The organism is uncultured Brachyspira sp. (assembly GCF_949287625.1).
Classification (GTDB): domain Bacteria; phylum Spirochaetota; class Brachyspiria; order Brachyspirales; family Brachyspiraceae; genus Brachyspira.
The window spans coordinates 1-14,248 of sequence record NZ_CASEGO010000077.1 but is presented as its reverse complement, the minus strand read 5'-3'; the positions used below and the strand labels follow the sequence as shown (position 1 = coordinate 14,248).

Annotated in this window: 13 protein-coding genes; 5 read left to right on the top strand and 8 right to left on the bottom strand. The window is 28.8% G+C overall.

Annotation, left to right across the window (positions count from 1 at the left end; all coding sequences use genetic code 11):
* Positions 1 to 49: 49 nt before the first annotated feature.
* Complete coding sequence (locus tag Q1X91_RS11130) at positions 50 to 856, top strand: ZIP family metal transporter (protein WP_300757264.1); 807 nt, start codon at positions 50 to 52, stop codon at positions 854 to 856.
* Positions 857 to 861: 5 nt separating this feature from the next.
* Positions 862 to 1,812 (top strand): alpha/beta hydrolase, encoded by a 951-nt coding sequence (locus Q1X91_RS11125; RefSeq protein ID WP_300757261.1) that lies wholly within the window; start codon positions 862 to 864, stop codon positions 1,810 to 1,812.
* A gap of 32 nt (positions 1,813 to 1,844) precedes the next feature.
* Here Q1X91_RS11125 and Q1X91_RS11120 read toward each other — a convergent pair whose 3' ends face one another.
* The 4 genes from Q1X91_RS11120 to Q1X91_RS11105 form a co-directional block, all read right to left on the bottom strand.
* The gene (locus tag Q1X91_RS11120; protein ID WP_300757258.1) at positions 1,845 to 2,708 is read right to left on the bottom strand and encodes an Rpn family recombination-promoting nuclease/putative transposase; all 864 of its coding nucleotides are present in this window, start codon (positions 2,706 to 2,708) and stop codon (positions 1,845 to 1,847) included.
* 47 nt (positions 2,709 to 2,755) lie between these two features.
* Positions 2,756 to 4,111 (bottom strand): MATE family efflux transporter, encoded by a 1,356-nt coding sequence (locus Q1X91_RS11115; RefSeq protein ID WP_300757256.1) that lies wholly within the window; start codon positions 4,109 to 4,111, stop codon positions 2,756 to 2,758.
* A 90-nt stretch (positions 4,112 to 4,201) separates the two neighbouring features.
* Positions 4,202 to 5,089 carry a DUF58 domain-containing protein gene (locus Q1X91_RS11110; protein ID WP_300757253.1) on the bottom strand — a complete coding sequence of 296 codons (888 nt, stop codon included), beginning with the start codon at positions 5,087 to 5,089 and terminating at the stop codon, positions 4,202 to 4,204.
* Between the two features lie 116 nt (positions 5,090 to 5,205).
* On the bottom strand, positions 5,206 to 6,354 hold the full coding sequence (locus Q1X91_RS11105; protein ID WP_300757250.1) for an ankyrin repeat domain-containing protein: 1,149 nt from the start codon (positions 6,352 to 6,354) through the stop codon (positions 5,206 to 5,208).
* Between the two features lie 160 nt (positions 6,355 to 6,514).
* Here Q1X91_RS11105 and Q1X91_RS11100 point away from each other — a divergent pair, with 160 nt between their 5' ends.
* The gene (locus tag Q1X91_RS11100) at positions 6,515 to 7,348 is read left to right on the top strand and encodes an MBL fold metallo-hydrolase (protein ID WP_300757248.1); all 834 of its coding nucleotides are present in this window, start codon (positions 6,515 to 6,517) and stop codon (positions 7,346 to 7,348) included.
* 85 nt (positions 7,349 to 7,433) lie between these two features.
* Positions 7,434 to 7,850 carry a MarR family transcriptional regulator gene (locus Q1X91_RS11095; protein ID WP_366945515.1) on the top strand — a complete coding sequence of 139 codons (417 nt, stop codon included), beginning with the start codon at positions 7,434 to 7,436 and terminating at the stop codon, positions 7,848 to 7,850.
* Positions 7,851 to 7,888: 38 nt separating this feature from the next.
* Here the strand turns inward: Q1X91_RS11095 and Q1X91_RS11090 are convergent, their stop codons facing one another.
* The 4 genes from Q1X91_RS11090 to Q1X91_RS11075 form a co-directional block, all read right to left on the bottom strand.
* Positions 7,889 to 8,263, bottom strand: coding sequence for a group III truncated hemoglobin (locus tag Q1X91_RS11090; protein WP_300757245.1), 375 nt, complete (start codon positions 8,261 to 8,263; stop codon positions 7,889 to 7,891).
* A 177-nt stretch (positions 8,264 to 8,440) separates the two neighbouring features.
* Entirely contained in the window at positions 8,441 to 9,283 is an 843-nt protein-coding gene (locus Q1X91_RS11085; protein ID WP_300757243.1) for a 3-hydroxyacyl-CoA dehydrogenase NAD-binding domain-containing protein, read from the bottom strand.
* A 94-nt stretch (positions 9,284 to 9,377) separates the two neighbouring features.
* Positions 9,378 to 10,154 carry an enoyl-CoA hydratase-related protein gene (locus tag Q1X91_RS11080; protein WP_300757241.1) on the bottom strand — a complete coding sequence of 259 codons (777 nt, stop codon included), beginning with the start codon at positions 10,152 to 10,154 and terminating at the stop codon, positions 9,378 to 9,380.
* Between the two features lie 433 nt (positions 10,155 to 10,587).
* The gene (locus tag Q1X91_RS11075; RefSeq protein WP_300757239.1) at positions 10,588 to 11,775 is read right to left on the bottom strand and encodes an acetyl-CoA C-acetyltransferase; all 1,188 of its coding nucleotides are present in this window, start codon (positions 11,773 to 11,775) and stop codon (positions 10,588 to 10,590) included.
* 429 nt (positions 11,776 to 12,204) lie between these two features.
* On the opposite strand from Q1X91_RS11075, the gene mutL reads away from it, so the two are divergent.
* Entirely contained in the window at positions 12,205 to 14,031 is a 1,827-nt protein-coding gene (mutL, locus tag Q1X91_RS11070; RefSeq protein ID WP_300757236.1) for a DNA mismatch repair endonuclease MutL, read from the top strand.
* Positions 14,032 to 14,248 lie beyond the last annotated feature (217 nt).

Genomic DNA, 14,248 nt, shown 5'->3' with positions numbered 1-14,248 from the left:
ATATATATAATATATAAATTAAAAAATTATATTTATTTAAGGTTATAAAATGATGGAAAATATAAACCCAGCATTACTTGCATTATTTGGGGGAACTATAACATTTACTTTTACAGCATTAGGCTCATCACTTGTATTTTTCTTTTCGAAAGAAGTTAAACATAAAGTATTTGCTTCTATGTACGGATTTGCTGCTGGAGTTATGATGGCTGCTAGTTTTTGGTCATTACTTGCACCTTCTATAGAGTTATCAAAAAATACTAATCTGCCGAATTGGGTTATACCTGCTTTCGGATTTTTATTTGGATCATTTTTTATATGGGTGCTAGATAAAATACTTCCTCATATGCATATAGTAAATGGAAACGAACAAAAAGAAGGAACAAATACAAAACTTTCAAAAAATATACTTTTATTTCTAGCTGTAACTTTGCATAATATACCAGAAGGGCTCGCTGTAGGAATAACATTCGGAGCTTTCTCTATAGGAAATGCCGATGTAACTTTTAATGCTGCTTTAGTATTAGCATTGGCTATAGGTTTGCAGAACTTTCCAGAGGGTGCTGCCGTATCACTTCCTCTAAAAACAAAAGGTGTATCAAATATAAAATCTTTCTTATTTGGTGCTATATCTGGAATAGTAGAACCCATTGCTGCTGTTATAGGTGCTTTGGCTGTTACTAAACTTACGCTTATACTTCCTATAGCATTATCTTTTTCTGCTGGTGCTATGATATATGTTGTTGTAGAGGAGCTTGTACCTGAGGCTGTAGCTGAAGAACATAATCACTTTGGGGTATTTGGTTTTATAATTGGTTTTGCCGTTATGATGGTTCTTGATGTGGCTTTGGGTTAAATTTTATGATAATAGCATTATATATAATACTATCTGTAATAATTATAACTGCAGTAATTCTGATAATTACAGCAAATCATTTTGTAAATAAGCTCCTTATAAAAACTAATAAAAAACTTTTTGAAAGAAAAGAAAAAACAAAAGAAGAAGATGAAGAAAAAAAATTAATAAAAGAAAAAAGAAAAATATGGTTTGAAGAAAATCAAAAAGATGTATGCACAGTTTCATGCGATAATTTAAAACTTCATGCTCATTTAATAAATAATAACAGCGATGTATATATAATAATAGTTCACCCATATGAAGGCAGAGGCTCTTATATGAAATATTTTATAGAAAAATTTTATAATATGGGATTTAATGTACTTGCTATAGATTTAAGAAGTCATGGAGAAAGTGAAGGAAAAATATATTCATTAGGATATTTAGAGAGGCTTGATGTATTAGCTTGGATTAAGTATATCAATAATAATTATAATAACGCCAAAATTATTCTATACGGAATTTCAATGGGAGCAAATGCAGTTATGATGTGCAGCTGTGAAAATTTAAATGAAGATTCAAATAAAGATTTAAATAATGTAAAAGCAATTATAGAAGATGCTGGTTTTTCAAATGCATACGAACAGTTAAAAGAAAGACTTGACATAGCATATAAATTTTCTTTTCTTCCGATAGTGGAATTAACTTCTATAATGGCAAAGATCAGACTTGGCTTTTCATTTGATGATATTAATGTTCAAAAAAGCGTATCAAAATCAAAAGTACCTATACTCTTTATACATGGTGATAAAGATGAGTTAGTCAATTGCAATATGGTACACAAACTTTATAATTCATGCTCTTCAGAAAAAGAAAAGCTAATAATTAAAGACGGCGGGCATATATCAGCGGTAATGAAAGATGAAAGTCTATACTGGGGTACTATTAATAATTTTATAAATAAATATATTTAATCAATAGTTTTAATATACATTAAATAGCTTTATTATAACTCTTCTATCTCTTTTATACTAAGCCCTGTAATATCGCTTATCAGTGCTATATCGATATTTTTATTTTTCATATTTTTGGCAGTTAATATTTGATTTTCTTTTATTCCTTTCTCTATACCTTTTTTAAAACCTTCTTCAATTCCTAATCTTCTTTCTTCTTCCAACATTATCTGATTACCATATAAATAAGCCTCTCTTTTATCGTACTCATTCATCATTAACCTATCTTTTATAAAATTATTATATCTTTTCTGTACCTCTTCCATTATAGGTTTTTCTTTTACTAATTCTGACATTATAACCTCCCTATTATCTTTTTCTTTCATAGTGAAAAATTTAAGCCAGCAATTTAAATTAGGCTCAAGCAAATTATATTTAAACTTCTTTAATTCTATTATATGTATCTGCAAATGATCTGTAAGGAGTCTTTTATTGTTAGTGTCATAAATCATATAGCAGGAATGTATACAGTCATTATCATCTAAATTGAAATTAAGCAAATTTATACTAATTACTGGAGTTAAAGCATCATACTTTTCACCTTGCTTTAAAAGTCTGCTGTAATTAGAAGCCCAATAATATAATATGCGTTCTGGAAATCTTGAATTACCTTGAAGCTGAATCTCTATTATAACAACTGTTCCATTTTGTGTAATGCATTTAACGTCAACAATACTTTCTTTATCATCATAATTTTCTTTATAGTTAAAAGGTGTCAAAATCTCTACACTTCTAAAAGTTTTCATATTGGCGTCAAGCATTGTAGAATTAATAAAATCAAGTAATATTAAATTGCTGTCTTTAGATGAAAATAAATATCTCACAAAATAATCATTTAATACATTAATATCTCTCATGATATTATTATACTAAAATTAATTATAAATGTAAAGCAGTATAATTTTTATAGATACAAGTCTATCATTTTTTTTGTTTTAAAAGCGTACATATGAAAATAAATACAAGTAGGAATTATACCTATAGCCCAGCCTACTGGATTTGCAAACCATATCCCTACATATCCAAAAGGTATAGATAAAAATACAGAGCCTCCTACCTTAATAATAAGCTCAGCTATTCCAGACATTAGAGGAATAAAAGCATTTCCTATAGCCCTTATAGAATTATTATATAAAAGTATTATAGCCAAAAATGGATAAAATAATGATGATATCCTTAAATAGCCTCTGCATATATCTTTTATAGTATCTATATACATATCATTTTTTGATATAAAAAGCTCTATTAAATGATCTCCAAACAAAAATATAATAACAGCTGCTAATATACTTAAAGAGAGAGAAAGTATTATTATACTTTTAAAACCTTCTTTAATCCTTTCAAATTTGCATGCTCCAAAATTTTGTGCCACATAAACAGCAAAAGCCTCTGATATAACAAAATAAGCCATAGATGCAAACTGACTTATTCTGTTTCCAGTGGTATATGATGCTACAACATTAGTGCCAAAAGTATTAACTACTCCGCTTATAATCATCTCCCCAATAGATAAAAATACAGCTTGAATACTCATAGAAAAACCTATTTTTATTATCATAAATAAATTATCAAAATCAAACACTCTGTCATCTTTGCTTAATTTCAGCATAGGAAATTTTTTGATAATGTATAATACACTTAAAAAAGCAGAAATTATCTGAGATATTACAGTAGCTATTGCAGCACCTCCCACATTCATATTTAATAAAGCAACAAATACCAAATCTAATATAATATTAACAATGGTTGTAAGTATAAGAAAATATAATGGAGTTTTGCTGTCTCCTAAAGCCCTTAATATACTTGCAGCCCCATTATAAATAAGCTGTCCGAATGATAAGCCGACACATATTTGCAAATAGAGCACCGAATTATTTATAATATCATCAGGCGTTTTTAACAATACCATAAGAGGTCTTGAAAAAAATAATCCTAATATTAATAATATTACAGAACTAAATAATGTAACATATATAGAGTTTAAAAAAGTTCTTTTAAGCATAGTCTCATTTTTAGCCCCAAAGAACTGACCCATTACTATAGAAAATGCATTGGTAAATCCTATAGCAAATGATAAAAAGAAAAACATAGTTGAAGTAGCAGCACCAATGGCTGCCAAAGCCCTAGAACCTACAAACTTACCTATTATAATCGTATCTGCCACTCCATAAAACTGCTGAAATATTCCTCCTACAAGCATAGGTATAGAGAAATATATTATAGTTTTAAACGGACTTCCAACCGTCATGTCTTTTGTCATAATAAAACTCTAAAAAAATATAGAGAATATTATATATTATTAATAAAAAATAAAAATAGATTAATATTATAAATAATAAAAAAATAAAAATTATCTTCTTCTCTTAACAAAAAACTTCATAACTTCGGTAACATAATCACTTGAAGTATCTAAAACTATTTTTTCTATAGAATTTCTTTTAAGGAAATTAAGCCTATCTTCCATAATGTTATTCTGCTCATTAAAATAGGCTTCTCTTATACGTTTATTAGACATATCGAAGTAAACATAATCTTCATTTTCTAAATCAGACAATACCAAAGTGCCTCCCAAATTAGGAAGATTGTATTCCAAATCATCATTAACCAAACATACAATAAAATCATGGCGTTTTCTTGTAATATCTATTTCTTTTTTAGGTAAATCGGCACAGGCATCAGTTATTAAAAATGTTATGCTGTCTCTTTTTTGTATTCTGTTAAAATATTCTAAAGCATTTGCTATATTTGTATTTGCACTTTTAGGTTCAAACTCTATAAGCTCTCTTATTATTCTAAGTACATGATTTCTGCCTTTATTTAAAGGAATAAATTTTTCTACCGTATCAGTAAATATTAAAAGACCAACTTTATCATTATTTTTTAAAGCCGAAAAACTAAGCAAAGCACTAAGCTCTACAATCAGATTATGCTTTGTTTTTGTAAACCCAAAATCAGTAGAAGCAGAAAAATCAGCAAGTATTATAACGCTTAATTCTCTCTCTTCTCTGAAACGTTTAATAAAAGGTTCATTATATCTTGCACTTACCTTCCAATCCATAGCCCTAACATCATCACCAACAGTATATTTTCTCACCTCATCAAACTCTATACCCTGCCCCTTAAAAGCAGAATGATACTGTCCTGCAAAATATGAGTTAACTATTTTTGAAGTTTTTATCTCTATTTGTCTTACAGACTTAAGTAATTCGGAAGTTGTCATATTATTATTTGTAAACATATATAACCTATTTATTAAATATTTATTGCGGATTAATATTATATCATTAAAGAATAAAAAACAATACTATGAGTTTTATAAAGCATTATTATTTTGTAATAAAAATTACATAAAAACTATTTAGCCCCATTAGCCTTTAAAAAATTAACCATATCTTCCTGTTCTTTTTCTTCAGCCATTATCAAAGCAGTTTTTCCATTATTTGCTTTATGGTTAATATCAGCACCCGCATCAAGCAGAACCTGAGCCATTTCAATGTTTCCTTTTATAGCAGCCCCCATTAATGGAGTGTATCCCTCTTTTGTAGAAAAATCTATATCAGCACCCGCATCAATAAGTGCCTCTACAATAACTATATGATCCTCTATTGCAGAAACTATCAAAGGATTATAACCTACATTATCAGCCCTATTAATATCAGCATTAGCTTTTATAAGTTCTTTTACTGCATCGCTATGTCCGTCTATACATGCAGCCAATATTGGAGTAGTACCATCATCAGCCGATATATTTACATCAGCATTGTTTTTTATTAATTCTCTGACAGCATCTATTTTTCCAAATCTTGCTGCATATATCAAAGCACTTCCTCCATTAGAGCCTTTTTCATTTATATTAGCCCCAGCTTTAATTAACTCTCTTACAATTGTTACATCGCCAATAATAGAGCCCATCATCAAAGCAGTATCCCCAAAATTATTTTTTTGATTAACATCACAGCCTAATTTTATTAATTCTTTTACAATTGATGAATAACCGCTGTCAGAAGCTACCATAATAGGCGTACTGCCATTGATATCCTTTATATTTATATCAGCCTTAGCATTAACAAGCATTCTAAATACTGATAAGTCTCCTTTAACACAAGCCCACATTAAAGCAGTCCATCCATCTTTATTTTTAGCATTTAAATCAGCACCATTAGATATAAGTTCTCTTAAAGTGCCGTTATTTCCTTCAAGAACAGCTGCCATTATTGGTGTATTTCCAAAACTGTTACCCATATTAATATCAGCTCCATTTGCTAAAAGCTCCTTAACTATTTTTTCATATCCTAAAAGTGAAGCCCATATTAAGGGAGTGTTTCCCTCAGCATCTTTTATATTAATATCAGAACCTTCATTTATTAGCTTTTTTAAGCCATTAATATCATTGTTTGCAACAACTTTTATTATTGGTATATTAACAGGAGGCTCCTGCTCCTCTTGAGAATACAAAATATTTAAAGATAAAATCAAAATTATAAATACTAACCTTCTTAACATAATTCATTCCAAAATAAGATATATTTCATTATAACATATATGAAAATTATTATAATAATCAAATATAGAATTTTTTTATTTTTTATATAAAAATTACATATTGACAATAGTACGTATACGTATTATATTTATAGCATAAAATATCAATAGGAGGTAAAAAATGATGAACCTACTACAAAAAACTTGCTTCATTTTTTTAATGTTGTTTTTTTCACTATTTGCAGCTGAAAAAACACCAATGGATTATCTAAATGACAATACTCCTCTAAAGCCTGCAAAAGTATTTGATAATGTATACTGCATAGGCTCTGTAAGTGTTGCTGCTTGGGTAATAAATACTTCTGACGGACTTATACTTATAGATTCTATGTGGGACGACAGAGATGCTAAACTCATAGAAGAAGGGATTAAAGGCTTTGGATTAGACCCTAAAAATTTAAAATATATAATATTAAGTCATGGTCATGGAGATCATTACGGCGGAGCAAAATATTTAAGAGAAAAATATGGAGCTAAAGTTGTATTAACAAAAACAGATGAGGAGTTAATGCTCAATTTAAATACTGGAGCAAATTCTCCTCGCTCTCCAAAGACCAAAGTTGATATTTATTCAAAGGATAAAGATGTAATAACTTTAGGTGATATGAGTATAACCATATTAGAAACGCCAGGTCATACTGCAGGATGCACTTCTTTTATTTTTCCTGTAAAATTCAGAGGAAAAGAATATACTGCTGTACTTTGGGGCGGAACAGGACTTCCAAAAGAAAAAGAATTAATATCAGAATATAAAAAATCAGCAGAATATTTCAAAAAGGAAGCTCAATCAAGAGATGCAAGAGTTTCTCTCACAGCACATTTATTTGCTGATAACGGATATGCCAATTTAGAAAAAGTAAGAAATTTGAAAAGCGGCGAAGAAAATCCATTTATTATGTCAAAAGAAGATATGGAAAAATATTTAAACTCATTAATAGAAAGAGGTAAACAATAATTAATAATATAAGCTATTAACAAAAAATAAATTATATGCTATCATAATAAATATATGATAGCATTTTTTATATAAGGAGCTTAATATTAAAAATATAGGATACGACGTTTGTTATACTGCAAGAAAAATATATCAGTATATAGGAAAACAAATAATCGATTTTGATATCACACCCGAACAGTTAATAGTATTAAAAGAACTCTCTAAAGAAGAAGGAATATCTCAAAAAGAATTATCTATAAAGCTCGATAAGGATCAAAATACTGTAAAAGCTATGATAGATAAATTAGAAGCAAAATCTTTTATAGAGAGAAGAGAAAATAAACTAGATAAAAGAGCTTTTTCACTATTTCTAACACAAAAATCAAAAAAAGAACTTCCAATCATAGAAACCTATGAAAACAAAGTTTTAGAAACAATAGTAAAAGAATTAAATACAGAAGATACTGATAAGTTTATAAAAATATTAGAAAAAATCAGAGATAATATATCAAAAGTATAAAGGCAAAAGATAAATAATTTATCCCTTGCCTATTAATATTACTGCTGGAATAATACAGCTTTAAAGTTTCTTCCTATATTTTCTGCAACCTCATAATATTTATTAGCTGCCTTTTCTTCAAAAACTTCGTTTAAGCATTCTTTGAACAAATCAAGCCAAGTATCAAATAGTTTTATATCAAAAGGAAGTAAATTAATATGGGGCTGAACTGGATTGCCCATATACAAATTTTCATTTAAAAGCATAGTCTTCCAAAATTTGGCTATTTTTTCTTTATGTCTTTCCCAAGATTCATCATCTGTACCAACAGCACCATTAAATATAGGTCCCAAATCTTTATGAACTCTTATTCTTGAATAGAATATATCCATTAATCTTTCTATTCCTTCATCATTTATTTCAGTATATTTCATAATAAATTATCCTAATAATTTTATTTTTTTTAATTATATAAAAGTAATAAAAAATTACAATTAAACTTCATAATTTTTTATACTTTTTAACCTTAATAAATAATATTAAATTCAAAAAAATACGGGGAACAGCTAGTCCCCCGCATTAATTCTTAACATAAATAAACTAAAATACCATTATTTTTTAGAATAATCATAAAAACCTTTACCAGTTTTTTGACCAAGTAATCCGCCGCGAACCATTTTTCTAAGCAAAGCACTAGGTCTGTATTTAGGATCTCCTGTTTCTTTTTGAAGAACTTCCATAATAGCAAGTACTATATCAAGACCAATTAAATCTCCCAAAGCAAGAGGACCCATTGGGTGATTAGCACCTAATTTCATAGCATTATCAATACCTTCAGCAGAAGCTATACCCATAGAATATAATTCAATACCTTCATTAATCATAGGAACAAGTATACGGTTAACAACGAAACCAGCTGTCTCATTAACTTCTACTGGAGTTTTACCTATTTCTTCAGATATTTTGATAACTTTATCAACAACTTCTCTAGGAGTATTAAGACCAGAAATAACTTCAACCAATTTCATAACAGGAGCAGGATTGAAGAAGTGCATACCAACGATTGGTCTTCCCATACCAGCACCTATTTCAGTAATAGAAAGAGATGAAGTATTAGAAGAGAATATACAATCTGGTTTGCAAATTTCATGTAATTCTTTGAAAGTTGTTTTTTTAACTTCTAAATTTTCAAAAGCAGCTTCAACTATTAAATCTGCATCTTTACAAATATCTTTAAGACCAGTAGTAATTTTAGCTAAAATTTTATCAGCATCAGCCTGCTGCATTTTACCTTTAGCTACTCTTCCAGCAAAACTTTTTTGAATTCTAGCTTTACCATTAGCAGCAAATTCTTCTTTTATATCGCACAAATAAACTTCATAACCTTCTGTTTGAGCAAAAGCTTGTGCTATACCAGAACCCATAGCACCAGCACCAATTACACCTACTTTCATTTTTAACTCCTTATTTTTTAATTATTATTTTTTATATATGCAAATATAAATTTATATTGCATAACTATTATATATTAATTTGCAAATTAAACTATTATTTATTAACAAATTTTTCTACTTTTCTTTTTTCTAAGAAAGCCTTCATACCTTCTTTTTGATCTTCTGTTTCAAAACAGCTTCCAAACAATTTTTCTTCTATAACAATAGCTTTATCCATATCAACTTGTAAGCCTTCATTAATAGCTTTTTTACTGTTTCTTACAGCTATAGGAGCAGCAGCAGCTATTGAAGAAGCTAATTTTTCTGCAGCTGCCATAAGTTCAGCTTGAGGATAAACAGCATTAACAAGTCCTATTCTTAAAGCTTCATCAGCTTTGATGTTTTTTGCAGAATAAATCATTTGTTTAGCCATTCCAACACCTACTATTCTAGCAAGTCTTTGAGTACCGCCGAAACCAGGAGTAATACCAAGACCAACTTCAGGCTGACCAAATATAGCATTTTCAGAGCAAATACGTATATCACAGCTCATAGATATTTCACATCCGCCACCCAAAGCAAAACCATTAACAGCAGCTATTACTGGTATAGGGAATGTTTCTATTTTTCTAAATACATCATTACCTTTTTTACCGAAAGCCTCTCCTTCTGCCTTAGTAGCTGTACTCATTTGAGATATATCAGCACCTGCTACAAATGATTTTTCTCCTGCTCCAGTTAATATTAAACATCTTATATTATTAATATCAACACTATCAAAAGTTTTTTCTATTTCATCTAACACTTGAGAGTTTAAGGCATTAAGAGCTTTTTCTCTGCTAATGGTAATAATACCAATCATACCTTTCTCTTCATATTTAATGAATTCCATCAATTTCTCCTTTTATTGCTTATGTATTGCTAATGATAAACTCGCCTGCAAATAGTTTATAACTTCATCCGTCAGTTATAAGCTGCTCGTTTATCATATGTATTGCTAGTGATAAACTTTCTTATAAATTAGTTTATAACTTAATTCATAGGCTATAAACTACCAGCTTATAACATTTATTATTGACGATAAACTACCTATAAACTTGTTAATTAGTTATAAACTACTCATTTACCGCTTTAAAATTAATATGTACTTATAAAAAAAATTATAATAATTTTTATAAGCAATAATAAAACAATTTTTCATATAGCCATGCATTAAATACATAAAGCATGACTATATGAAATCTAATAACCTTAATTTGATAAGGCTATCTCATTAAAAAAATCAAACCCATAACACTTAATTTTATAAAAATAACCCAATACCATTATTCTCTTTCTACAATAGTAGCACAGCCCATACCGCCGCCTATACAAAGAGTAGCAAGACCTCTTTTAGCATTTTTAGCTTCCATTTCATGAAGTAATGTAACTAAAATTCTGCATCCTGAAGCACCTACTGGGTGTCCTAGAGCTATAGCTCCTCCGTTAGGGTTAAGCTGTTTTTCTACATCAATACCTAATTCTTTACCAACAGCAACTGACTGAGCAGCAAAAGCTTCGTTAGATTCAATAATATCGAAGTCTTTAATAGTTAAACCTGTTTTAGCCATTAATTTTTTAGCAGCAGCAACTGGTCCGATACCCATAATTCTAGGTTCAACACCGCCTAAACCGCCTGCAATCCAAGTAGCCATAGGTTTAATACCTAATTCTTTAGCTTTTTCTTCGCTCATTACTACTACAGCAGCAGCTCCGTCATTAATACTAGAAGCATTACCTGCAGTTACTCTTCCGCCGTCTGGTTTGAAAGCTGGTTTTAATTTAGCTAAAGTTTCTACTGTAGTACCAGGTCTAGGACCTTCATCTTTATCTACAACTACTTCGCCTTTTTTAGTTTTTACTGTTACTGGAACTATTTCTTTTTTGAAAGCACCAGATTCTTGAGCTTTAACGGCTTTTTGCTGAGAATTAGCAGCAAATGCATCTAATTCTTCTCTTGTAAGTTTCCAATCATCACAGATATTTTCTGCTGTTATACCCATATGATAGTTATTAAATGCATCCCAAAGAGCATCATTAACCATAGTATCAATAATAGTGTCATTACCCATTCTGTATCCGTAACGTGCTTTTTTTAGTGCATAAGGAGCCAATGACATATTTTCTGTACCGCCTGCCACTACTATATCAGCATTTCCTGCAGCTATCATATTAGCAGCCATATTTACGGCATCAAGTCCTGAACCGCAAACTACATTTATTGTCATAGCAGGAACTTCTACTGGCAAACCTGCTTTTATAGAACATTGACGGGCAACATTCTGACCTTGTGAAGCCTGTATAACACAGCCCATATATACCATATCAACTTGATTAGGGGCAACTTTAGCTCTATTTAAAGCTTCTTTTATTACTACTGCCCCCAACTCTGCAGCTGAAACTGTACTTAAAGCTCCGCCCATACTTCCTATTGCTGTACGGCAGGCACTAGCTATTACTATTTTTCTAGACATAATTTTAATCTCCAAAGAATTATTAATTTTTATGCATTTCTATTTATGATATTAATGCGTTGCTTTTAGTATAATACATTTTTTTATCAATTTCAATTAAATATTAGAAATTTTTATTATACCTAACTATAGTATATTATCCATAAAATAATATTACTATATGTAGTTGATTTAATATAATACTATATTAAAAAATAGACCAATTAATCAATATAATATATATATTAAATAACAAAAAACAACAAAATAAAATTGTTAGCAGTTATATTATTTAAAAAATAATAATATAAAAATAAATAATTATATACAAAACTTAATAACTCTATATTTATTAGAAACAACAATTAAAAAATTATACATACAATACAATCAAAATATTCATAAAATTATTATATCTTTTTATTTAATTTTATGGTAATATATAAAACTATGAATAAAAATATTATGAAACTGCCTAAATCTGTAGCTAATCGTATAGCTGCTGGAGAAGTTATAGAAAGACCTGCTTCTATGCTTAAAGAACTCCTTGAAAATGCTGTTGATTCTGGGGCATCAGATATAGAAGTATCTGTTGAAGAAGCTGGAATCAAATCCATGATTGTAGAAGATAACGGAGATGGAATACATTTTGATGAGCTTCCGCTTGCTGTTACTCATCATGCAACAAGCAAAATACACTCTATAGAAGATTTAGATTCCATATATACATTAGGTTTTAGAGGTGAGGCTTTAGCTTCTATATCGGATGTTACAAATTTAGAAATTGTTTCAAAAAGTATAGATGAAAATAACGGAGGAAAAATAATTATAGAAGGCGGTAAAATAATAGAGCATAAACCTGCTGCTGCCTCACAGGGTACAAAAGTTATTGCTAAAAATTTATTCTTTAATATACCTGCAAGATATAAGTTTTTAAAACATATTTCAAGAGAATTTTTTCTTGTTAAAGAAGTTTTTGATATGGAGGCATTGGTACAGCCTCAAATTTCAATGAAACTTAAAAATAATGGTAGGGTTGTAAGTTCGTATATAAAAGCGGATAATCTAAAAGACAGAATTGAAAATTATTTATCAGATAGCAACATATTTAGAAACTTAATAGAAATCGAGATAGAAAAAAACGATGTATTAATTTACGGTTTATTTTCAAACTCGAAAATAAGCCAATCCATTAGAAAAAATAATTTTATATTTTTAAATAACAGACCTATAGAAAACAGAGTTCTATCATACGCTATTAAAAATGCATACTCTAATGCCATACCTAAAGAGCGTTATCCCTTATTCTTCTTATATATTAATATTGACAGCAGCAAAATAGATGTTAATGTTCACCCCAGCAAAAAAGAAGTGAGAATAAAAAATGAAAGAGAAATTTCTGGAATACTATATAATGCTATATCAAATAATATCAATAATGCAGGAAATAATTTTGATTCAGTTAATATAGAAGTTGATATTGATAAAGATATTACCCCTACTTTTCCTATACAGAATAATAATTTTTATAATAATTCAGACAATGCCAATAATTCAAAAAATAATAATACAGCTAATAATAACAATCAAACAGTTCAAAACTCTTCAAATGAAAATAGTTCAGAAAGTTATACATTTAATAATACATACCAAAAGACAATTAATCATAATGAGACCAATTATAACAATACAGAGTTTGGAGAGTATACAAGAGCCATAGGACAAGTATTTTCTTCATACATAGTAGCCGAACGCGGCGGAGAAATGTATATAATAGATCAGCATGCCGCTTATGAAAGGCTTAATTATGAAAGAATATATAAAACTCTTATATCAAAAAAAATAGAATATGAAAAACTGCTTATACCATGCGAAATAGAATACAAGGATTATGAAATAGATATATTAAACTCTTCAAAAAAATCGATAGAAGAAATAGGAATAAAATTTGAAGCTAATTCAAAACATAGCATTATAATAGAAGATATACCAATATACATTCCTAGAAATCAAAAAATAGAAAAAATAATAAAAGACATTTTGGACATATATATAAATAAAGGCGACAATAACAATTTAGAGAAAATAATAAAACACACTTGCTCTACTATATCATGCAAATATTCACCAAAGGCTGGAGATAAACTTTCAAACAGCGATATGCAGACATTGCTTGATTTACTTGAAGAAGAAAACATACTTACAAATTGTCCTCATGGAAGACCTTTTGTACTAAGACTTTCAAAAGAATATTTGGACAAAAAATTCTTTAGATAATATATTTTTACTCTTTTTTATTATTATTAACTATAAACCTACTTAAAAACAATTATAACAACCATAATTAAAACAATAGCTTTACATTTATAGTTAATTTAGTATATACCTAAACAACTATAGTTTGTCAATTTTCAAACAGATGAAAATTCTCTGCTAATGCTATTGATAGTTCTTTTTTCCACTTATTACTTTTATTTCTAAAAAAGTTCAAAAT